The following is a 22,759-nucleotide window of genomic DNA, read 5'->3' on the forward strand; positions in this document are numbered from 1 at the left end:
GATGCCAATTATTGTGCAGGTTTAACTTGAACAACGTGTTGAACAAAAATTCCCGGGGTGATGATGTGTTCCGGATCCAGTGCACCCAGTTCAACCACTTCAGAAACTTGAGCAATCGTCACATCAGCCGCCATCGCCATGATCGGGCCAAAGTTACGTGCAGATTTACGGTACACTAGATTGCCCCAACGGTCGCCCTGATGGGCCTTAATTAAAGCAAAGTCAGCTTTAATTGGATTTTCTAAAACGTAGTCTTTACCTTCATAGTTCATGGTCGGTTTGCCTTCAGCCAGCAAAGTACCAAAACCGGTAGGGGTATAGATTGGACCTAAGCCCATACCAGCCGCCTGAATACGGCAAGCCAGATTACCTTGCGGCACCAGTTCCAGTTCGATCTTGCCTGCACGATAGAGTTCGTCAAATACCCAGGAATCAGACTGACGCGGGAAAGAACAGATAATTTTACGCACAGCGCCCGCTTTAAGCAGTTTCGCCAGACCGTAATCGCCATTACCGGCATTATTGTTGACAATAATCAGGTTTTTAATACCCAATTCGATCAGACCATCAATCAGTTCAGCAGGCTGACCCGCTGTACCGAAACCACCGATCATAATGGTAGAACCGTCCTTGATCTGGGAGAGTGCTTCTTTCAATGATAATGAACTTTTATCTATCATAATCTGGTCCTTACATATCCTAAACTGATGGATGTCTTTAAACTCGTTTTGAATCTGATGCTGTAACCGGAACTGCGTTACGGTTTTTCTGTGACAGCAGAAAATGTGCGACCAAGCCAATGCAAATTCCCCAAAAGACTGAACTCAGTCCTAAGAAATGCATGCCGGAAGCAGTCGCTAAAAAGGTGATCAATGCTGCATCACGTTGTGATTCTTTGCCCATGGCCACGGAAATGTTGGTAGCAATCGCACCCAGTAATGCCAGTCCTGCCAAAGCTGCAATGAGTTCTTTGGGCATCAGGCTAAACAGCATGACAATGCTGCCGGCAAATAAGCCGCCCAAAATATAAAAAAGCCCATTCGCCACACCGGCGATATAACGCTTTTCTTTTAGCTCATGTGCGTCTTTGCCTAAACACAATGCAGCTGTGATCGAGGCCAGTACGATGGTAATACCCCCCACACAGGCGACTGCAAGCGAGGCAATACTGGTTGCACTAATAATCGGCTTGGCTGGCATGTCATAACCACTGAGTTTGATAATCGCCATTCCCGGTAAAAACTGGCCAGAGAGACTGACCAGAATAAGGGGAAGGGCCAGATTCAGGGTGGAACTCCAGGTCCATTCCGGTGCAATAAATTGCGGAATCGCCAGACTGAAATCTGCCGTGACCGGGTTAATCTTGCCCAGGAGCATGCTTAAAACCACACCAGCAACCAGCACCCAGACCATGGCATAGCGTGGACTGAAACGCTTGGCCAGTAAAAATACCGCCAGCATGCCAAAGACGATATAGGGCATGGTATCGGTCGCGGTAAACAACCCTAAACCAAACTGCAGTAAAATCCCCGCCATCATCCCGGCAGCCACTTCCTGAGGAATCCAGGACAGCAATTTGTCGAAATAACCGGTGATCCCAATGAAAAAAATCACCACAGCAGAGGTGATATAGGCAGCAACCGCTTCATTGAGCGAAATATCGGGAAACAGCGTGACTAATAAAGCCGTTCCGGGCGCAGACCAGGCGGTGACGACAGGTATTTTGTATTTAATGGATAAAAAGATACCTGCTAGCGCAGCACCAATAGAAATTCCCCAAATCCATGAAATCATCATGTCCGGGGAAACTTGAGCTTGCTGTGCCGCCTGGAAAAAAATGATCAGTGGCCCCGAATAGGAGATCAGCACTGCTAAAAATCCTGCAACAGTTGCTGAAATGGACCAATCATTTTTTAATGTCTGAAACAGGGTGTTCATTGGTGATGTGCCTCCTTGCGTCGAACCATGAGCCTGTTAAAAATCGTGATGATCAGGATTAGCCCTGATCACCACCACCGACCGGTACCACTGTACCTGTCATATAAGATGATTCATCCGAAGCCAAGAATACAATCGCATTCACTTGCTCCTGAATCGTACCGTAGCGTCCCATGAAAGTACGGTCAATGGTCTGATCAACCACTTGCTGCATCCATTCTTTTTCAGATTCAGTCAGTGGATTGGCATTGCGCGGTACTTTACGTGGCGGTGCTTCTGTACCACCCGTCGCGATTGCATTGACACGGATGCCGTCTTTGGCATGTTCAAATGCAAGGGAAGCGGTCAGGCCGTTCACACCACCTTTGGATGCTGAATATGGCACACGGTTAATGCCGCGTGTCGCAATAGAAGATACGTTTACAATGGTACCTTTCTGATTTTTAATCATTTCCGGAAGAACTGCGCGGCAGCACCACAGTGTCGGGAACAATGAACGGTTCACTTCCTTGATAATTTCCTCTTCAGAAAATTCTTCGAAAGGTTTCATCCAGATCGCGCCACCGACGTTGTTGATCAGGACATCGACACGGCCATAGGTTTCTAGCGCTTTTTCAACGACTGATTGAGCACCGGCAAACGTTTCCAGATTGGCTTTGACCGTAATCGCATCACCGCCAGTCGCTTCAATTTCAGCCAGAACTTCTTCTACATAAGGGGAAAGGTCAGCCATGACGACTTGGGCGCCTTCGCTCGCCACTTGCAGCGCGACACCGCGACCGATGCCTTGCGCGGCGCCGGTCACGATTACGACTTTATTTTCAAATCTTTGACGATTAGACATTGAATAAATTCCCTCTCTTAGTTGGCAGAGAATTTTTCAAACAGGAAGCTTGCAGGTTTTACGCCTTCTGCATCCAGCCAGCCGCGAACCGCTTCAACCATTGGTACAGGGCCACACAGGTAGACATCTACATCACCGCCATTTAGCCATTCATTTTCGATATGACCGGTCACATAGCCTTTACGCTCATGTGCAGATTCTGGGTTAGCAACCACTGTGCGGTATTCGAACCACGGGAATTTGTCTTGCAGTTCGTTCAGTTTTTCAATGGCAACCAGGTCAAAGTCATTGGTCACACCAAATACTAAACGCACTGGATGTTCTGAACCTTTTTCTTCCAGTACTTGCAGCATCGACATGAATGGTGCAATACCTGTACCACCAGCCAGCATCAATACTGGACGGGTCACAGGGCGCAGGTAGAAGCTACCAAATGGACCGGTGAAAGTCATTTTGTCACCAGCTTTGGCATTTTTACTTAAGAATTCACTCATTTTGCCGTTCGGTACGTTACGTACTACGAAACCAGTTAAACGGTCGCTCGGTTTTGAGCTGAATGAATATGAACGGGTTTCAGCCGTGCCCGGAATTCCTACATTGACATATTGGCCAGCAAGGAAGTGAATGTCCGGTTGACCTTCATCTAACTGGATGTCAAAAGTAATGGTCGAATCAGACAGGTTTTCTACACGCGCCAGCGTACCCTGGAATTCATGAATTTCAGTTTTGCAGACTTCTGAAGACGCCTGAATTTGGAAAACTGCATCTGAAGTTGGTTTACATTGGCAAGCCAGAATAAAGCCTTCAGCGGCTTCTTCAGGCGTTAAAGCATCTTCAATATAAGTTTCTTCAGGCATGTCATAAGAACCTGATTCACAAAACGCACGACACGTTCCACAAGCACCATCACGGCAGTCCAAAGGAATATTGATCTTTTGACGGTAGGCTGCATCTGACAGTGTTTCACCATCTGAAACAGAAATAAAACGTGTAACGCCATCTTCAAATTGAAGTGCAACATTGTGGTTTGACATGGCTGAATATCCTATATAAATCTTTGTAACTGAGCCTTTCAGCCAATTTTCCATCTGACCGAAAGGCATAACCTAGCTGTATAAACAGTCTTAGAGGTGATAAATGTCGATAACCTGGTTGATGTAATCGTTTTTCAGTACCACATATTTGCTTAAAATTTGCGGTTTATCGCCTGAGAAATCGATTTCATAACGAGACATACCGAAGTAGCTGTAACTTGTTTTGTAACGGAAACTCAAAGTATTCCAGTTAAAACGTACAGTCACTTTGTCGCCATCACGTTCAACAATTTCAATATTGCTGAGGTTATGGCAGGTACGTGTATCCGGCATGGTTGCAGATGAACGTTCAGTCTTGATCCGGAACACGCGGTCTTCTAAACCTTGACGGTCTGGATAGTAAATCAACGAGATTTCAGACTGTGGATCTGTGGTCAGTTTGTCATCATCATCCCAAGCTGGCATCCAGAAAGATGCAGTAGGGGCATAACAAGTTAACCAGTCATCCCATTGTTCATCATCTAAAAAGCGAGCTTCTTGATACAGGAACTGAGCAATATTTTCTAAAGTGATGTCGCTCATGCGTTTTCTCCTTCAGTGGATGCTGCAATTTCTTTCTCAGTCGCAATACCTTTTTTGATCAATTCTAACCAGTACTGGTGCTGAGACAGGTATAGGCCTTCGTCTTCAGTTTTAATACCAGACAGTTTTGGTTTTAAACCGATTTCATTGGCAGCATCATCCGGACCTTGAATCCAGTGTTTAGAACCACGGCACATGTCGTTCCATTCCAGCGCGATACCGGCATAACCTGCCTGACAAGCACGGAACTCTTCAAGATCGTCTGGTGTCGCCATACCTGAAGCGTTAAAGAAATCTTCATACTGACGGATACGACGGGTACGCGCTTCTGGCTCTTCGCCTACAGGTGCGATACAGTAGATCGTCACTTCAGTCTTATCGACAGAAATCGGGCGCAGGACACGAATTTGTGAACCAAACTGATCCATGAAGTAAACGTTTGGATAGATACACAGGTTACGTGAACGTTCGATCATCCACTTCGCCATAGCTTCGCCATATTGCGCAGTGTATTCATCTTTCTTGGCAAAGTTAGGACGGTCTTCCGGGTTTGCCCATTGCGTCCAAAGCAGCATGTGACCATGTTCAAAGCCGTAAGAACCACCACCTTGTTTGCCCCATGCACCTGCGCTCATGGCACGGATGTTGTCACCAGCTTCTTTTTCTTTACGTTGCTGAGTCGTTGCAGCATAGTTCCAGTGTACAGCAGACACGTGATAACCATCAGCACCGTTTTCAGCAGTCAACTTCCAGTTACCTTCATAGGTATAAGTCGAAGAACCACGTAAAACTTCCAGACCTTGTTCAGACTGATCCACGATCATGTCAATGATTTTGGTCGCTTCGCCCAGGTATTCTTCCAGAGAAGGAACATCCGGATTCAAGCTGCCGAACAGGAAACCTTTATAGTTTTCAAAACGGGCAACCTTTTTCAGGTCATGTGAACCATCTTTATTAAAGCAGTCTGAATAACCCGCTTCAGCCGGATCTTTGACTTTTAATAACTTACCTGAGTTATTGAAGGTCCAGCCATGGAATGGGCAAGTATAAGTTGCTTTATTGCCTTTCTTGTTACGGCACAATTGTGCACCGCGATGCGAACAGGCATTGATCATGGCATTCAGTTCACCTTGACGGTTACGTGCAATGATGATCGGCTGACGACCCATATAGGTAGTATAGAAGTCGTTATTGTTTGGAATCTGGCTTTCATGTGCTAGATAAACCCAGTTGCCTTCAAAGATATATTTCATCTCAAGGTCAAACAGGGCCTGGTCTGTAAATACTGAACGGTGTAGTTTAAATTCACCAGATTCATAATCATCAACCAGTAATTCGTCAATGCGGTCTAAATGGCTGGTGTTAATTACGGGAATACGAGGCATGTCCTTTCTCCGACTTTCCAAGGGGGAAGTCAGCGGGATATATCTCAAGGCATATCCCGCTTCTTAATGTATTAAGCGCTAGCGCGGCGACGATCAACTTCAGTAAAAGGTGCGTCTTGTTTCTCTTTCACAAGTTCAATATCAAATTGAATGTGTTTGAAAGGACCGTTCAGACCACGTTTTGTAATTTCAGCTTCATCAGTCACGTCAACCGCAGTTGCAACCAAACCTTCACGAGTCGCGAATGCAAAGTCATCCCACAGGTATTGGTCGCCTTCAATGTTGAATTGAGTAGTCAGCTTGCGGTAACCCGGTGCAGATACGAAGTAATGTACGTGTGATGGACGGTTACCGTGACGGCCTAATTTGTCCAGTACAAACTGAGTTGTACCTTCTGGAGGGCAGCCATAACCCACTGGCATTGTCGTCAATGCAGTATATTGACCATCGGCAGCGGTAATGATGCTGCGACGCAAGTTAAAGTCAGACTGTGACTTGTCAAAGAATGAGTAGTTGCCCAGGCTGTTTGCATGCCAGATTTCAACTTTGGCACCTTCAACACGGTTGCCATCAGTATCAGTCACTGTACCTTCAATGATCAGCGTCGGGATTTTGCCTTCTTCAGAACCATCATCCATACGTGCAAAGCTTACAGTTTCAGGTGCGCCAGCTACATAAAGTGGACCTTCAATCGTACGTGGCGTACCGCCAGTAATACCTGCTTTAGCATCTGCTTCGTCAGCACGTAAGTCTAGGTAATGCTCCAGACCCAAACCTGCAGCCAATAAACCTAATTCGTTCGCTTGACCGGCATCAGTAAAGTATTCCAGACCTTTCCACAGTTCTGACTGAGAAATATCAAGATCTTCGATCGCTTGGAAAAGGTCACCCAATAAACGCACAACAACTTGTTGTACACGTTCATCTACAGGACCTGTCGCTGTATCAACGTTCATTTGCTTAACTAATGCATCAATTTCTTGGCGATTCATACTATTGCTCCTAAAGTATGTCTTTCATCTTTTAGTGGCGCACTTTTTTAGCTTTCATTGGCTGGCTAAATCTGGCTGGCCACAATCCTTGTTGAGGTACCCTCTGTTTTCGATTTGGAAGGGGAATCCGGTGACTCCCAATCCGCTCATTTAATCAACTGTCGTCATCTCGAACTGAAGATGGGTGACGGTTTAATGCCATCACTTCAATGTTCATATAAGGATAGAGAGGCAAGCCTTGTAACAGGTTGTGCAACTCTTCATTGCTTTCAACATCAAAAATACTGATGTTTGAGTACTGGCCCGTGATGCGCCAGATATGACGCCATTTGCCTTGACGCTGCAATTCCTGTGAATAAGCCTTTTCAACAGCCTTAATTTCGTTTGCCTGTTCAACTGGCAGATCACGTGGAATGTTTACATCCATACGTACGTGGAAAAGCATGGGTTTCTCCTAATTACTGACGACGCAAGTTGTCAATCTTGTTTTCATCCAACTCAATCCCTAGACCTGGTCCTTTCGGAATCTCAAGTTCAAAGTTTTGATAGTTGAGCGGGGTTTTCAAAATATCTTCAGTCAGCAGTAGAGGACCAAACAGCTCGGTACCGAACGCCAGACTTTCAAAAGTAGAGAACACATGTGCCGAAGCAATTGTGCCCACCGGGCCTTCCAGCATGGTGCCGCCATACAGGTCAATACCTGCAAGTTTGGCAATCTTGCCTACTTCGCAACCTTCAATCAGGCCACCCGACTGGGCAACTTTGACTGCAAATACAGAAGAACCGTTTTGTTTGGCAATCTCATACGCTGAGTGCGGGCCCATTAACGATTCGTCTGCCATGATGGCAACATCAAAACGTCTGGTCAGACGGCGCATGGCGTCCAGGTTATCAATTGCACATGGCTGTTCAATCAGATCAACACCGCCATCTTGCAATAACTGAATGCCTTTAATCGCTTCCAGTTCTGACCAGGCACGGTTCACATCGACACGGATCGAAACGTCTTTGCCTAAGGCTTTCTTAATTGCCAGCACATGTTCAACATCTTCTTCTACCGGACGAGAACCGATTTTGAGTTTGAAAATGTTGTGACGTTTTGCCGCAACCATTTTCTCTGCTTCAGCAATATCTTTTTCGGTATTGCCAGAAGCCAATACCCAAAGAACTGGAATACTGTCACGTAAGCGGCCACCGAGGACTTCGCTTAATGGCAAACCTAAACGTTGTGCCTGAATGTCTAAAAGTGCAGTCTGAATCGCACATTTAGCAAAACGGTTACCATTAATATTCTTTTTGATTGCTTGTAATGTCTGTGCAACATTTAAACCGGATAATGTTTTTAAAAGAGGCGCAAAATAAGTTTCAATATTTACTTTTACGCTTTCCGGGCTTTCATCACCATAACCTAAGCCACCGATAGTTGTTGCTTCACCCCAACCGATGTAACCATCTTCAGTGGTGATTTTGACCAATACCAGGGTCTGGGTTTGCATCGTCGCCACTGCCATCTTGTGAGGGCGAATGGTTGGAATTTCTACCAGCAAGGTTTCAACTGACTTATACATAATACGGGTTCACATTCTTGCTTTAATGCTTTGACTTGATATACCTTAAAAGAATAATGTTAATTGGTCTAAGATCGATTTAGCATTTTTTTATACTTTAAAGGTATTCAGAGCCATGGAACTCAGACATTTACGTTACTTCGTTGCCGTCGTCGAAGAACAAAGTTTTACCAAAGCGGCAGAAAAACTGTTTATTGCTCAACCACCTTTGAGCCGACAGATCCAAAATTTAGAGCAAGAGCTCGATATTCAGCTATTTGAGCGTGGTAGCCGCCCGTTAAAAACCACCGAAGCCGGTCAATTTTTCTATCAGCATGCTGTTAAACTTTTGTCTAATGCTGAAGAAATAAAATCGATGACCAAACGGATTGGCATTGCTGATCGCACCATAACCATCGGTTTTGTTGGCTCTTTATTGTTTGGTTTGCTGTCACGGATTTTATTTTTATTTAAGCAGCAGCATCCTTATCTCAAAATCGAGATGATGGAAATGAATACCTATGAACAGATTCAGGCGCTGAAAGAAGGAAGAATTGATGTCGGTTTCGGCCGTTTAAGAATCTCGGATCCTGCGATAAAACGCGTGTTATTACGTGAAGAACGCCTAGTGGTGGCGGCTCATTCAAGTCATGTACTGGCTCATCGTGAAGATATACATTTATCTGAACTGGTCGATCAGCATCTGTTCTTATATCCGAATACTGGAAAGGCAAATTTCTCTACCCAGGTGCGTGGCATATTTTCCGAGTATGGTCTGGAGCCGAAAAATATCCGGATTGTCCGTGAGTTACAGCTGGCACTGGGCTTTGTCGCTGCCGGAGAAGGCGTCTGCATCGTACCGGAAAGCGCACAAAACATTAAATTGGCCCATCTCAACTTTGTACCTCTAGCAGATGCTTTTGCGGTGAGCCCTGTCTTTATGGCCATGCGCAATATGGATGAAAGTGAATACATCCGTTACCTGTTTGATGCTGTGTATCAAGTCTATGATCTTGAAGCTCTAAAATACGATCGATCGGTATTTTAATCGCTAAAAATCGTGTGAATGATATAGCACTAAAAACCGATGAGGATGCGATAAAAACAAGCTGTTTTTAAAAACATCATGATTGAATAATATATTTATTAATTAATTGAATAGTTTAATTTGACCCAGACCTTATAGGTATAAAGCCATGCCTATTCAGTTTTAGACATTTTTTCCTATTTTCTGCATTGTGAGCAGCATAAGTTGAACTTCACAATTAGGAGGTGGAGATGTCTACAAATAAAGTGAATATAAATACGCTGATTGATGAAGCGAAATTCACACCCTTTCATTGGGGGGTTTTGATCTGGTGTTTGCTGATCATTATCTTTGATGGTTATGACCTGGTCATCTATGGGGTGGCGTTGCCGTTACTGATGCAGGAATGGTCGCTAAGTGCGGTACAAGCGGGCATGCTGGCCAGTACTGCCTTATTCGGAATGATGTTTGGTGCCATGAGTTTCGGTACTTTATCCGATAAACTCGGCCGTAAAAAAACCATCATGATCTGTGTGGCTATTTTTAGTGGGTTTACCTTTATCGGTGCCTTTGCCACATCACCAGTCGAATTCGGAATTTTACGTTTCCTGGCTGGCCTTGGAATTGGCGGTGTCATGCCTAACGTCGTGGCATTGATGACCGAATATGCGCCTAAACGTATCCGCAGTACGCTGGTTGCCCTGATGTTTAGTGGTTATGCCATTGGCGGGATGACTTCTGCGCTACTCGGTGCATGGTTGGTGCCACAATTTGGTTGGAAAATCATGTTCCTGCTTGCAGGCGTTCCATTGCTCATCTTGCCGATTCTATGGAAATATCTGCCAGAATCCCTGATGTACCTGACCAACAAGCAACAGACGGCTCAAGCACACACTATTATTCAGAAAATTTCTCCGACACAGGTCATCACTAGTGACACCCAGTTTGTACTGAATGAAGTGCAAAAAGGGGATGAGGCGCCATTAAAAGCACTCTTTCAACAAGGCCGTAGCTTCAGTACCTTTATGTTCTGGCTGGCATTCTTTATGTGCCTGTTGATGGTCTACGCCTTGGGTAGCTGGTTACCAAAACTGATGATTCAGGCAGGATACTCGCTGGGTGCAAGTATGATCTTCCTGTTCGCACTGAATATTGGCGGTATGGTAGGTGCCATTGGTGGGGGATATCTCGCAGATAAATTCCATATCAAAAAAGTGCTGACTATCATGTTCTTATGTGGTGCCATTGCATTAATTCTGCTTGGATTTAACAGTCCGCAATTCGTTCTATATACCTTGATTGCTGTGGCAGGCGCTGCAACGATTGGCTCACAAATTCTGCTCTATACCTTTGTGGCGCAGTATTATCCGTCGACGGTACGTTCTACCGGTATGGGCTGGGCATCAGGTATTGGACGTATTGGTGCAATTGTTGGGCCGGTACTCACTGGTGCTTTATTAACCATGAATTTACCGCATCAAATGAACTTCTTTGCAATTGCGATTCCTGGCGTAATCGCTGCGCTGGCAATTTTCCTGGTGAACTTAAAAACTTCCGTAGATGGCCAAGCCCTTGCAACACCTGATGTGAAGCCGAATCCATTGGCAAAAGAAGCGACACATTAAGTTAGATTTCAATCAATAAAGATAATATTCCCAATGATATAGATCGCCATCGTAACGGGTGGTGATCTGTTGCTAGAATCGAAACGCATAATAAAAAGCGAGTTTAGGATGAACACGACACAATTATTTAATCAACCAACAATCACATTCAAACGCACAGTTCTGATGAGCATGATGGCAATGAGTTTAGGGGGCATCAGCTTGTCGACTCAAGCACAAACCTCAGCTCAGTCGAATCAGCAGGAAATTGAACAACTGCGCCAGGAAGTTCAGGCTCTACGCGCACTGGTTGAGCAACAGCAAAGACAAACGGCTGTGGTCACTGCACATGTTGCAGCAACACCTGCTCCAGCAAGCAAACCCGTCATGAAAATTGCCAGTGGTGCCGAATTTAATCTTTATGGAAATATTCGTGCCGATGCCTCTTATCAGGCTGAAGGTGGTTCAGCAGCACGTATGTATAACCAGATTAATGCTGTACCTTTAGAAGGTGTCGGTGAGCGTAGTGATGAATTTAAATCTACTCTGGCTGCAACCCGTTTAGGCATGGATTTTAAAGCACCAGTCGGTGCTGGAGATAAAGCTTTAAGCGGTAAAGTTGAAGTGGATTTTCTGGGCGGCGCAAGCTTTGATAATTTGCGTATCCGTCATGCTTATATCAGCTATGCCAACTGGTTGATCGGTCAAACCTGGTCGAACTTTGCGGTGCCAGATTATATTCCAGAAACTGTAGATGCATTGGTTTACGCTGGCGGTTCAATTAAACGGACACCACAAGTTCGTTATACCAGCACAATCAGTCCTGAAACCAATCTGGTATTTGCAGTAGAAGATCCTAAAGATGCAACCATTACTGGTATTAAACAACGTCTACCTGCTTTAACAGCACGTTTAAATCATAAATTTGCTGATAATCTTACAGTCAGTGCCCGTGCGATGGGGAATGAAAAGCGTGTCAATGAAGATGAAAAAATGGCATGGGGTGTAGGTTTAGGTGCCAAGTATGATGTTGTGCCGGGTACAACGCTCAAAGCCGACTATTACCATGTGAAAGGCGATAGCAGCTTTGTGTCTTATGCCAATACGGGTGTGATTGCTGCAAATGGCGATTTATTACAAAGCGAATTTGATTCAATTTCAGTCGGCCTAACCCAGCAGTTTAATGACAAATTGCGCGGTACATTGGGTTATGGCTATATGAATTTTGATCAGGATACTGGTTATTTGGCTGCTGTTGATCAAACTAAAGCCAATAAAGACTTATGGCAAGCTTGGGCCAATATTTTCTATAGCCCAACCAAGCCTTTAAGTTTTGGTTTGGAATATGTCTATGGTGAGCGTGAAGCCTATGGACCTGTCTTAAATACTGAAGGTGATGCGATTAGTAGTCGTAAGGGTGAAGATAACCGTATCAATGCGGTTGCCATTTACAATTTCTAAGACTTCTTTGCATAAAAGCGTCTGATCTGTAACAGAAGCGTGGATGAATTAATCCGCGCTTTTGCTATTTTGAAGAATGGTTTCTGTCAGTAGATTGACTGCATTTTCGATCTTGGCTGTCCATTCAAACGAACAGTTCAGGCGAATATAATGTTGGCTGGCAGGCTCCGGCTTAAACAGCAGTGCAGGGGCAATTGAAATATGCTGTTGCAGCAATTGTTCATAGAGCTGCTGGGCATCGACTTCTTTAGGTAATTCAATCCAGAGAAAATAACCACTGGAATAATAGTAAATTTCACAGATGCTTCCCAAACGTGCTTTAAGTTCTTGATAAAATTTCTTTTTATATTTTTCCAGATGCTGCCTTAAATGCCGCAAATGTTTTTCATAATGATGATGTGAAATAAACTCGACCAGTGCATTTTGCAGTAAGGGGCTGACCGTTAAAGTGCTCATGAGCTGTAAGTGCTGAATGGCATCGGAAAATGGGCCGGCATACACCCAACCGACGCGTGCACCCATCCCCAGCGTTTTCGAAAATGAGGCGCAGTGCAAAACCATCTGATGCCGATCAAAATATTTAACCGGTAACGGTTTGGATGAACCATAATTTAGTTCCTGATAAACATCATCTTCGATTAAATACACCTGATATTCATACAAGAGTTCCGCAATTCTCTGTTTGATTTCAGAAATGACGGTAAAACCAATCGGATTATGAGCATTCAGCATCAGCCAGCACACCTTAATCGGGTACTGTTTTAAAGCCTGTTCAAATGATTCCAGATCAAAGCCAAACTGTGGATGTTCCGGAATCGTAATCACCTGTAATCCCAGACGCTCGGCTGCCTGCCAGGCACCATAAAATATGGTTTGCTGTAGCAGAATAAAATCACCGGGTTGGGTTAAGGCCTGTAAAGACAGATTCAATGCTTCTAGTGCACCGGATGTAATGACAATGTCATCTTGATTGCAGGTAACTCCTTGTAATTGATAACGGTTAGCAATCAGTTGCCGCAAGTTCTGATTGCCGGGCGGCATATGATTCTGGTTGTTATAACTGCTTTTTCTTTTGGCCTGCTGCGCCAGAATCTGCATAAATTTGGCGTTATATAACAGCTCTGCATTGGGAAAGGCAGAACCAAAAGGCACAATCTCTGCTGACTGAGTCGATTTTAAATAATTAAATACCACCGAATTGATTTGAATTTTAGGATTTAAACCAATCTGGGCGGACTGTTTGCTATTGAGCAGAGCTTGAGTGTGTTCTGCAACGTAATAGCCCGATTTGTCTTTGGCATAGAGCAGCCCTTGCGCTTCAAGTTCCTGATAAGCATTGAGTACAGTCATCAGGCTATAACCAGATAATTGGGTCTGTTCGCGAAGTGAAGGTAATTTTTCATGTGCCTTCCATACGCCATTTTCAATCATCTGACGAATATTTTGTGCCAGTTTTTCAGACTTATACATATACTTTCTTGAACTAAAACTGTTCTAATTATTTTGATTTATAGCATATTTTAGGATGCTTAATATAACAAAAGGGAGGAATAGGATTATTGACATTCTATTTTTAAGCTTGAGTCTTGATGCAAGACAATTAAAGTGAAAATCAGGTCTCAAATTTTCTGTGGAAATTTTATCTCTAGATAAATCATATTCCCATTTTTATACGCCTCAGTCACTTGGCTTAATTTGTCACAATTCGATACTTACAAAGTTAGATTTCCTTGCTAAATTCAATCCACATGATGATAAAAAGTAAGTTACGGTTTCAGACCGAGCCATCATGCAACTATAACAACGATACGCAAATACGGACCAATAACAAGCACAAAGGAGTGGAGAATGCTCGGAAATATGATGTTTCAGCCTTTACTGATCAGCAGCATGATTGAACATGCAGGACGCTATCATGCCGATACCGAGGTAATTTCCAAAAATACCGATACCAGTATTACAGTGACCAATTGGGGAGAAATTCACCAAAACTCGAAACGTTTTGCCAATGCATTACAACAACTCGGCTTAGCGCAGGGAGATCGGGTCGCGACTATTGCCTGGAATAATCATCGCCATTTAGAGTCCTGGTATGCCATTTCTGGCAGTGGCCTGGTCTGTCATACCATTAACCCGCGCTTATTTCCGGAACAGCTGATTTTTATTATGAATGATGCTGCGGATCGCGTGGTGCTGTTCGATAAAACATTTGTCCCTTTAATTAAAGCCGTGAAAGCGCTGTTGAGCTCAGTCGAGCATTTTATCTGTCTGGATGCAGCTGATCCGGCAGTTAGAGAAGCGATACCAGAAGTACAATTTTATGATGATCTGATTGCCGGCCAAAATGCAGATTTCGAGTGGCCAACACTTGATGAAAACTCGGCAAGCTCTCTGTGTTATACATCAGGAACCACGGGCAATCCCAAAGGTGTGCTGTTTAGCCATCGCTCTACGGTATTACATAGCTATGCCATCATTTTACCTGATTCCTTAAATGTCTCGGCTGCCGACATTATGTTGCCTGTGGTGCCTATGTTCCATGTAAATGCGTGGGGCACGCCGTATGCGGCTGCAATGGTCGGATGCACCTTGGTTCTTCCTGGACCGGGTCTGGATGGCGCCAGTCTGGTCAACCTGATTGATACTTATCAGGTTTCGGTAGCACTTGGTGTGCCGACCATCTGGCAGGGTTTGATTGCCGCCGCAAACCAGTCAGGCTCCAAACTGGAAAGCCTAAAACGGAATGTAGTAGGTGGATCGGCATGTCCACCGGCCATGCTAAGAGCTTTCAAAGAACAGTTTAATTGTGAAACGATCCATGCCTGGGGCATGACAGAAATCAGTCCATTAGGTACAGCGAATCAGCTCAAGACCAAACATTTGCATCTGTCTGATGAAGAAAAATTACAGATTCGTCTGTCTCAAGGCCGTCCGCCATTCGGGGTTGACCTACGTTTGACCGATGCAGAAAAAGGGACGCATGAAATTGAACGTGATGGACAGACCACAGGAAATTTACAGGTCAAAGGGCATTGGGTCATCAGCCATTATTTCGGCAAGGAAGAATCAGCACTAACTGCAGATGGCTGGTTTGATACCGGCGATATTGCTACGCTGGATCAGGATGGTTTTATGAAACTCAGTGACCGTTCTAAAGATTTAATCAAGTCTGGCGGAGAATGGATTTCATCGGTGGAACTGGAGAATATTGCCATGGGACATCCGGAAATTGCGATGGCTGCCGTAATTGCCGCCCAACATCCTAAATGGGATGAGCGCCCGGTATTGATTGCCATTAAAAAGCCGGACAGCCAGCTAAGTGAGATTGATCTGCTGGAATATTATGCAGACAAGGTAGCCAAATGGCAGATTCCAGACCGAGTCGTATTTGTTGATGCGATTCCACTCAGTGGTACTGGTAAAATGCTGAAAAAAGATCTGCGTGAATTATATGGGACTATTCTTTTGGAGCAGGCAGCAGGTTAAAGCGTCATTTAATCTGAAAATTCCTACATGAAGTCAAAAAACTGATCTCGAATAGAGATCAGTTTTTTTATGTACAGGCTAAGCAGCGTTGTCTGTTTAAAAATGCTTTTTCTCAATCCATATCGCTTTGATCGATACTTTTAGATGATATTGTCCGACAAAAAGTCATATTATATGGCTTAGGCACATAATTTGACCTGTATTGACATGGTCTGAGTGTGAGAATTCTTTATCCTGAGCAATATAATAATTAGACAGTTGTACATTAATAAAACTGTCTGCGGATAAGGGGATAAAAATGACAAGCATGCCAACCTATCAGCCGCATTGGATCCGGGAAGATTTCATTGATTTTATTGGTGAAAAAATCCATCCAACCTGGGCAATTAAAAAAGTTAAGGCTGCCGTTATGGGCATTCAAGCCATCAGCCCTGACTTTTTCAAAATTCACTTACGTCCAAATCATAATTTTAAAGCCAAGTCATTTCAGGCCGGCCAGAATATTGCAGTGACTGTTAGACTCGATGGCATACGACATCAGCGACATTATTCTGTGGTGACGGTATTGAAAAATGGTGATCTGATCATTGCGGTTAAACAGCAGGGTAAAGTGTCACGTGCCTTAAGTCTGATGCAAATTGGTGCGGTGGTTGAAATATCTCAGCCCCAAGGTGAGTTCACATTGCAAAAATCCACCCAGCCGATTTTATTCCTGGCTTCAGGTAGTGGTATTACCGCCATTTACTCCTTGCTGCAAAAAGCAGTCATTCAGTCTCTGGAACAGATCGACCTGATTTATTTCACTCGAGATGATGCCTTTCATGCTGAACTGAAAACATTGGCTCTTATGCATCCAAACTTGAAATATCACCATTTCAATACCGTGGAACACCAGCAGCATCTGACGCAGAGCTTATTACAAAAGCTGGTGCCAGACTTTGCAGAACGAAAAATTTATGCTTGTGGCTCCGCCGGGATGATGAAGGCCGCACTTCGCATCGTTGATAAACTGGATTTGAAATCCAATTTTCATTCGGAATATTTCCAGATTGTAATCGATGAAAAAATTAAAGCACAGCCGGTACAGTTTTTAAGATCGCAGCAAGAGTTTCAGGCACAGTCCAATTTACTGGAAAGTGCCGAAAAATCCGGCTTGCGACCAGCACATGGTTGCCGAATGGGTATCTGCAATACCTGTTCCTGTACCAAGGTCAGTGGTTCGGTACGAAATGTCCTGACTGGTGAAATTGATCATGGTAATAATACCCAGATCAAACTGTGCATTTCTCAGGCAGTGAGTCCTGTGGTGATTAATCTATAAACTATTGATAAGCCATTAATTAAACTATAAGAAGGTGCTCCCATGAATATGCAAATTGATTTTAAACGACATAGCAAAAGCCAATTTCTCAGTCCGGAACAGATTGAGGAATTCGGTGCCAAGGTCGATGCAATCCGCCGCAAGGTCATGGATGATCTGGGGGAAAAAGACGCCGAATATATTTATAAAATCCGCAACTTTGTCCGCTATAGCGAAATTGCCTCACGCGGCATGCTGATGTTTGCCGGTTGGTTGCCACCGGTATGGCTGGCGGGGACAGGTCTGCTCGGTCTTTCCAAAATCGTGGAAAATATGGAACTCGGTCACAATGTCATGCATGGCCAGTTCGACTGGATGAACGATCCGAGTCTGAACGGTGCGACCTATGATTGGGATACGATTTCAACCGGCGATGACTGGAAATACACGCACAACTATATTCATCATACCTATACCAATATCGTCGGAATGGATCATGATGTCGGTTATGGTCTGATTCGGGTCAGTGAATCGCAAAAGTGGGAACCACGTTTCCTGTTCAATATTCCACTGGGCATTCAGTTAATGGTGTTTTTCGAATGGTATGTTGGCTTGCAACGCCTGCATCTGGAAGATGTGATTGCTTATGAAACAAAGACCTGGAAAGAAGTCTGGGAAGAAGCAGCACCTTTGCGCCAAAAAATGCGCCGTCAGGTGTTAAAAGATTATGTATTTTTCCCGATCATTGCCGGGCCAAATGCCATTCCGGTATTTACCGGAAATGCAGTGGCCAATGTGATTCGCAGTCTATGGGCTTCTGCCGTCATTTTTAACGGTCATTTCACTGAAGATGCTGAAACCTTTGAAATGGACAATACCGACAATGAAACCCGTGCCGAGTGGTATTTACGCCAGATTCGCGGTTCGAGCAATTTTAGTGGAACAACTTGGCTACATATCTTGAGTGGTAATTTGAGTCATCAGATTGAGCATCATCTATTCCCGGACATGCCCGCCAATCGCTATGCGCAGGTTGCGCCAAAAATCAAAGCGCTCTGTGCAGAATATGGTATTCACTATAACGAAGCCAGCTTCATGAAACAGTTTTCTACAGTGTGGGTAGGTCTGGCTAAATGTTCTCTACCGAATCACTGGACTGAGCAGGTGGTTGAAAAAACCCATGCTGCCAAATCTGTATTCAACTACTTTAAAGCGAAACTATTGTCATAATTTTTAAGCTTTACTTATTCACCATTTTGGTACTCCTCAATAGATTTGGATGGTCTATTGAGGAATTTTTTTTTGACCTTTATCAGATTCAATATCATTAGAATAATCCTGTTTATGAATAAAATATGGATACAGATTTCAAAAAATGACGAAAGCAAAACAGATCCAGTACTGCTGAAACGCTTTGCCTACAACAACCTGCTTCAGCTCTAAAGGCTTCTCTCTATAATGGCCGCGTCGTTACACTCAAGGTCTCAGTTTTGAAACATCTTAAATATTTTTCAGCAATCCCATTATTAGTGCTTTTAACTGCTTGTAACACCACTGAAGCACCCGCACCAGATTATCAGGGCAATTGGAAAAACACCGTGGAAAATCCAAAACTTGAAAATATTCTGGTTATTTCTAAAAATGGTGAAAATTATCTGATTACCAATACGATCAAAGATAAGGAAACCGGTAAAACCGAGAAAAAGAATCCAATGCCCGCTGCAGTGAACGAAAATGGCATGCTTCAGTTGAATGCAGGTGCAGGTATGGTCGATTTCGCAATCGATGAGAAAACCGGAAATCTGGTCGGTTCAGGCTCAATCTATAAAAAAGCCAAATAGTCAGCGAGAATTTTACGCACAAGATAAAATCAAAGATGTCATGTGAAAGGACAGAGCATGACATCTTTTTTAGGAATGCTTTATGGAACGAAACTTAATAATTCAGCAAAATCTTCGACATAATAATTTGCTTTGGCTTTGATCAAATCTATTTCATGAGCGGAGTACTGGTCATAAATTGCCACTACCTCGATGCCCGCATGATTTGCTGCTTCTACACCGACTAGAGAGTCTTCAATAATTAGACATTCCTCAGGTCGAAGGTTAAAGGCTTGCAAAACATTCAGATAAACTTCGGGATGAGGTTTAATGTTCTGGACATTTTCACGGGTGAGAATCAAGGAAAAGTCCTCATCAAAGCTGATTTTAGAATTAATATTTCGATTGTTATCCTGATAGCGCTGTACATTGAATAAACTGGTGGTGGTGGTCAAAGCCAGTGATATCTGTTGCTGTTTTAAAGCCTGAATCAGGAGGTCTGCCTGAGGTTTTAACTCGACGATATAATCAAGAAAATGTCGGGAAATACTATAACGACGATTTTTTACTTCTTTTTTAGCTGGTTCAAAACCGTATTGTTCTTTTAAAAATCCACAATATTCCAGATAAGGATCTGACATATGTCTCAAGGCGGTAAGTTGAAGATCGCGCTGTTGCTGAATCTGAATCTCATGTAAATCGACTTTTCTGTTGGAGAGCTCATCAATCAGGGCTGCATCTACCTGATTCCAGATGCCTACAGAATCAATCAACGTACCATCTAGATCAAAACAGACCAGCTTTTTATCCTGAAACATATAAGATTTCTCTGTATTTTTACCATTTATTCGGTGGGGCTGAGTATATCGCATACGATTTAAATGTTTAACTGACCTGAGCAAACCGGGCTGGAAATTTTACGCTAAGGGACTTTTTAATGGATTTATTCACCTGTTAAAAGTATTTATTTACGGAAAATTACAGCGAGTTTAATCCTGAAAATAGTGGCGAAGTGTTATATTTTAATCTGACCATAAATGAACTTATGCGGATGAAAGACCTGTCCGAATGAGGAGAAAGTTAAAGGAAATGTGTTTCTGTGTTTGAACTTGACTGTAAATTGCTCAGTATTTTTTATTATGTCTATAAATTTAAAAACGTATCTCAGGCAGCCGATCATTTAGATATGAGCCAGCCAGCGGTGAGCAATCTGCTGAATAAAATTCGCCAGCATTATAGTGATCCTTTATTTTTACGTATTGGCAATGAAATGCTGCCGACAGACCTGTCCAAACAGCTCTTTCCCTTGGTCAGCGAAGCACTGAGCAAAGTTGAAGCAATCAATAATTTTACGATCAATTTTGATCAGGTCACTTCACAGCAGCGCTTTACACTGGCGATGACCGATGTATCCCATCTGGTGTTATTGCCAAAAATTTCCCAGTATCTGAAGCAGCATGCATCCCATATCCGTCTGAATGTGCGTCCGATTACCTCGGAAACCAGTTATCAGATGGCCAATGGTGAGATTGATCTGGCTTTAGGCTTCTTGCCAAATCTGGAGAATGGCTTTTATCAGCAGAAACTGTTTGAGCAATATTATGTAGTGATCGCAGCGAAAGACCATCCGCGGCTCACGGGTGATAGCATCACGGCCGAAGAGTATTTACGTGAAACCCATATCGATATTGATGCCGGGATGGGGCATTACCATATTGAAAATGAATTGCTGAATCTGGAACTCAAGCGTGACATTCTAATGCGTCTGCCAAGTTATCTGGGGGTAGGACTGGTGGTACAGGAAACCGATGCGATTGCGACCGTGCCTTATTATTTGAGTGAAGTTTTATTATCACGTGGCAATCTTAAGATTTTTGAAGCACCGATTGCGTTCCCCACCTATTCTGTAAAGCAGTATTGGCATATGTCCTGTCATCATAAAACCAGCCATCAATGGCTACGTAATATGCTGCATGAAATTTTAAGTAAATAACTCTACCGCTTAAATAGTTTGATTGAGTTCTCATCTCTAGATTTTACAATTCCCGGTACAAGCCGGGATTTTTTTATTTTGGTACATCTTGATGCCTTTTTCAGAGCCTTGCACCTGAAGTGATCAGTTCCATCTCAAAAAAAGTATTACGAATATAAAAAATAGTATTACCAGTTTGGCACGTCCTTTGCATCTATCTACATCATCATAAAGTGATCTAGGGTTCCGATACATGAAGATTCATGTAGGTCTGCGACCGAGAGTTCACGGCTTAAGTTTCAAGCTCAAGCTACACGGAGGGATAAAAGCCCGGGAGGTAAACCGTACAAGATTGGGATGGATGCATATGAGCACAACTACTTATCACGAAGATCAAGTCCTCTGGACTGAACGTTTACCGGGTGGACACCACTGGTCAGCACGCATCCAGCGTGGCGCAGTTTTACAACTTAAATCTTTAGGCGCAAATGCCAATGTTTCACTGTTTTGTGTGAATAGCGAAGATAAGCTTGAAGCCTACAACATGCCAGACAGCTTAAAAGCACAACACACGGCATTTTTAAGTACAGGGCATATTTTAGCGTCTGATTTAGGACGTGCGATGATCTCGATTGTCAAAGATGACCACGGTTGGAATGATGCTTTTTGTGCGCCAAGTACCGCACCGCAAATTGGAGCACAGTTTGGCACGAAGACCTTCCAGGATGCCCGCAACGACATGTACCGCAACGGTAAAGACAGCTTGCTTTTAGAGATGACCAAATTTGGCTTATCGGCGACGGATCTTAGTAGTAGCTTAAACCTATTTTCAAAAGTTGCACCGGATGACAACGGCAACTTGTCTTATGTCGTATCTGATAATACCGATCAAGTGATTGAACTACGCTTTGAAATGGATTGTTTGGTGTTTTTATCCAGCGCACCACATGCACTCGACAATTCTAATGAATATGCACCAGCCGATATTCAGCTCTCACTCTTTAAAGCACTGCCTTTAGGCGACACCGATGTCTGCCGTGACTCATGCCCGCAAAATCAGCGTGCGTTTCAAAATAATAACCGCTACTACGCTTTAACTGCTTAAGGGGAATGATCATGACTGCACTCGTAAATCTAGAAAAATCAGTACTTAGCGAAGTTTGTCCTGCCGGTGAAGCATGGATGTGTGAAGTCAAAAAAGGCCAGTATTTCCGTATTGTTGACCTTGAAGGCAACCAGGCGGTTGATACTTTATTTATTTCCGCACATAACCCTGAAGAGCGTTATAGCGCAACCGATACTTTGGCGATGAACCGTCAAATTTATCTCGAAAAAGGCACAACTTTATATACTAACTTTGGCAATAAAATCGCCACCATTAATGATGACAATTGCGGTCGCCATGACACTTTAGGCGGTGCATGTTCATGTGAAAGTAATACGGTCCGTTATGCGCATGATAAATATCCAATGCACAGTTGCCGTAACAATTTCATGATTGCATTGTCACAACATCCGATTGCGAAAAAGCATGGTCTGAATGTGCGCCATATCGGTCCAAATATTAATTTTTTTATGAATGTACCTGTAACTTCAGATGGTCACCTGAAATTTGATGATGGGATTTCTGCACCGGGCAAATATGTGGAAATTAAAGCTGAGATGGATTTGATTGTGTTGATCTCAAACTGCCCACAACTGAATAACCCATGTAATGCCTATAACCCAACAAAAATTCAACTGATTGTCCGTGAAGGCGAGGTATAA

Annotated in this window: 21 protein-coding genes and 1 riboswitch; of the genes, 10 read left to right on the plus strand and 11 right to left on the minus strand. The window is 43.5% G+C overall.

The window, feature by feature from the left end; all coding sequences use genetic code 11:
* Positions 1-8: 8 nt before the first annotated feature.
* The 9 genes from Q9R21_RS10465 to Q9R21_RS10505 all read right to left on the minus strand — a co-directional run bounded on the left by Q9R21_RS10465 (position 9) and on the right by Q9R21_RS10505 (position 8,343).
* Positions 9-680 carry a 3-oxoacid CoA-transferase subunit A gene (locus tag Q9R21_RS10465; protein WP_004894960.1) on the minus strand — a complete coding sequence of 224 codons (672 nt, stop codon included), beginning with the start codon at positions 678-680 and terminating at the stop codon, positions 9-11.
* A 37-nt stretch (positions 681-717) separates the two neighbouring features.
* Positions 718-1,938: a benzoate/H(+) symporter BenE gene (benE, locus tag Q9R21_RS10470; protein WP_004894958.1), complete on the minus strand. Its 1,221-nt coding sequence runs from the start codon at positions 1,936-1,938 to the stop codon at positions 718-720.
* A 58-nt stretch (positions 1,939-1,996) separates the two neighbouring features.
* Positions 1,997-2,782, minus strand: coding sequence for a benzoate diol dehydrogenase BenD (benD, locus tag Q9R21_RS10475; protein WP_121979968.1), 786 nt, complete (start codon positions 2,780-2,782; stop codon positions 1,997-1,999).
* A 17-nt stretch (positions 2,783-2,799) separates the two neighbouring features.
* Positions 2,800-3,816 (minus strand): benzoate 1,2-dioxygenase electron transfer component BenC, encoded by a 1,017-nt coding sequence (benC, locus tag Q9R21_RS10480; protein WP_311204430.1) that lies wholly within the window; start codon positions 3,814-3,816, stop codon positions 2,800-2,802.
* A gap of 90 nt (positions 3,817-3,906) precedes the next feature.
* On the minus strand, positions 3,907-4,398 hold the full coding sequence (gene benB / locus Q9R21_RS10485; protein WP_005096959.1) for a benzoate 1,2-dioxygenase small subunit: 492 nt from the start codon (positions 4,396-4,398) through the stop codon (positions 3,907-3,909).
* Positions 4,395-5,783, minus strand: coding sequence for a benzoate 1,2-dioxygenase large subunit (gene benA, locus Q9R21_RS10490; RefSeq protein WP_004647039.1), 1,389 nt, complete (start codon positions 5,781-5,783; stop codon positions 4,395-4,397). The genes benB and benA overlap by 4 nt, the downstream gene beginning before the upstream one ends.
* Positions 5,784-5,854: 71 nt before the next feature.
* The gene (catA, locus tag Q9R21_RS10495) at positions 5,855-6,775 is read right to left on the minus strand and encodes a catechol 1,2-dioxygenase (protein ID WP_311204431.1); all 921 of its coding nucleotides are present in this window, start codon (positions 6,773-6,775) and stop codon (positions 5,855-5,857) included.
* A 154-nt stretch (positions 6,776-6,929) separates the two neighbouring features.
* Positions 6,930-7,220: a muconolactone Delta-isomerase gene (gene catC, locus Q9R21_RS10500; RefSeq protein ID WP_004647036.1), complete on the minus strand. Its 291-nt coding sequence runs from the start codon at positions 7,218-7,220 to the stop codon at positions 6,930-6,932.
* A gap of 13 nt (positions 7,221-7,233) precedes the next feature.
* A complete protein-coding gene (locus Q9R21_RS10505; protein ID WP_004647035.1) occupies positions 7,234-8,343 on the minus strand; it encodes a muconate/chloromuconate family cycloisomerase in 1,110 nt (369 codons plus the stop codon).
* 115 nt (positions 8,344-8,458) lie between these two features.
* On the opposite strand from Q9R21_RS10505, the gene Q9R21_RS10510 reads away from it, so the two are divergent.
* The 3 genes from Q9R21_RS10510 to Q9R21_RS10520 all read left to right on the plus strand — a co-directional run bounded on the left by Q9R21_RS10510 (position 8,459) and on the right by Q9R21_RS10520 (position 12,414).
* Positions 8,459-9,370 (plus strand): LysR family transcriptional regulator, encoded by a 912-nt coding sequence (locus Q9R21_RS10510; protein WP_004647034.1) that lies wholly within the window; start codon positions 8,459-8,461, stop codon positions 9,368-9,370.
* A gap of 230 nt (positions 9,371-9,600) precedes the next feature.
* A complete protein-coding gene (locus Q9R21_RS10515; protein WP_005246252.1) occupies positions 9,601-10,974 on the plus strand; it encodes an MFS transporter in 1,374 nt (457 codons plus the stop codon).
* Between the two features lie 108 nt (positions 10,975-11,082).
* Positions 11,083-12,414, plus strand: a complete 1,332-nt coding sequence (locus Q9R21_RS10520; protein ID WP_253145049.1) for a DcaP family trimeric outer membrane transporter — start codon at positions 11,083-11,085, stop codon at positions 12,412-12,414.
* Positions 12,415-12,462: 48 nt separating this feature from the next.
* Here the strand turns inward: Q9R21_RS10520 and Q9R21_RS10525 are convergent, their stop codons facing one another.
* The gene (locus Q9R21_RS10525; RefSeq protein ID WP_311204432.1) at positions 12,463-13,884 is read right to left on the minus strand and encodes a PLP-dependent aminotransferase family protein; all 1,422 of its coding nucleotides are present in this window, start codon (positions 13,882-13,884) and stop codon (positions 12,463-12,465) included.
* 378 nt (positions 13,885-14,262) lie between these two features.
* Between Q9R21_RS10525 and Q9R21_RS10530 the strand changes: the two genes are divergently transcribed.
* From Q9R21_RS10530 to Q9R21_RS10545, 4 genes are all read left to right on the plus strand, one after another.
* Positions 14,263-15,900: a long-chain-fatty-acid--CoA ligase gene (locus Q9R21_RS10530; protein ID WP_311204433.1), complete on the plus strand. Its 1,638-nt coding sequence runs from the start codon at positions 14,263-14,265 to the stop codon at positions 15,898-15,900.
* Positions 15,901-16,198: 298 nt separating this feature from the next.
* Positions 16,199-17,221, plus strand: coding sequence for an FAD-binding oxidoreductase (locus tag Q9R21_RS10535; RefSeq protein WP_311204434.1), 1,023 nt, complete (start codon positions 16,199-16,201; stop codon positions 17,219-17,221).
* Between the two features lie 42 nt (positions 17,222-17,263).
* Positions 17,264-18,430 carry an acyl-CoA desaturase gene (locus Q9R21_RS10540; RefSeq protein ID WP_311204435.1) on the plus strand — a complete coding sequence of 389 codons (1,167 nt, stop codon included), beginning with the start codon at positions 17,264-17,266 and terminating at the stop codon, positions 18,428-18,430.
* Positions 18,431-18,690: 260 nt separating this feature from the next.
* Positions 18,691-19,041 (plus strand): hypothetical protein, encoded by a 351-nt coding sequence (locus Q9R21_RS10545; RefSeq protein WP_004280391.1) that lies wholly within the window; start codon positions 18,691-18,693, stop codon positions 19,039-19,041.
* Positions 19,042-19,121: 80 nt separating this feature from the next.
* Here the strand turns inward: Q9R21_RS10545 and Q9R21_RS10550 are convergent, their stop codons facing one another.
* A complete protein-coding gene (locus Q9R21_RS10550) occupies positions 19,122-19,838 on the minus strand; it encodes an HAD family phosphatase (RefSeq protein ID WP_311204436.1) in 717 nt (238 codons plus the stop codon).
* Positions 19,839-20,119: 281 nt separating this feature from the next.
* Between Q9R21_RS10550 and Q9R21_RS10555 the strand changes: the two genes are divergently transcribed.
* From Q9R21_RS10555 to Q9R21_RS10565, 3 genes are all read left to right on the plus strand, one after another.
* The gene (locus tag Q9R21_RS10555) at positions 20,120-21,013 is read left to right on the plus strand and encodes a LysR substrate-binding domain-containing protein (RefSeq protein WP_311204437.1); all 894 of its coding nucleotides are present in this window, start codon (positions 20,120-20,122) and stop codon (positions 21,011-21,013) included.
* A 206-nt stretch (positions 21,014-21,219) separates the two neighbouring features.
* Positions 21,220-21,331, plus strand: a riboswitch (guanidine-I (ykkC/yxkD leader).
* Positions 21,332-21,359: 28 nt separating this feature from the next.
* On the plus strand, positions 21,360-22,097 hold the full coding sequence (locus Q9R21_RS10560; protein ID WP_311204438.1) for an urea amidolyase associated protein UAAP1: 738 nt from the start codon (positions 21,360-21,362) through the stop codon (positions 22,095-22,097).
* Positions 22,098-22,108: 11 nt separating this feature from the next.
* On the plus strand, positions 22,109-22,759 hold the full coding sequence (locus Q9R21_RS10565) for an urea amidolyase associated protein UAAP2 (protein ID WP_291354531.1): 651 nt from the start codon (positions 22,109-22,111) through the stop codon (positions 22,757-22,759).

The organism is Acinetobacter sp. RG5 (assembly GCF_031844265.1).
Taxonomy (GTDB): domain Bacteria; phylum Pseudomonadota; class Gammaproteobacteria; order Pseudomonadales; family Moraxellaceae; genus Acinetobacter.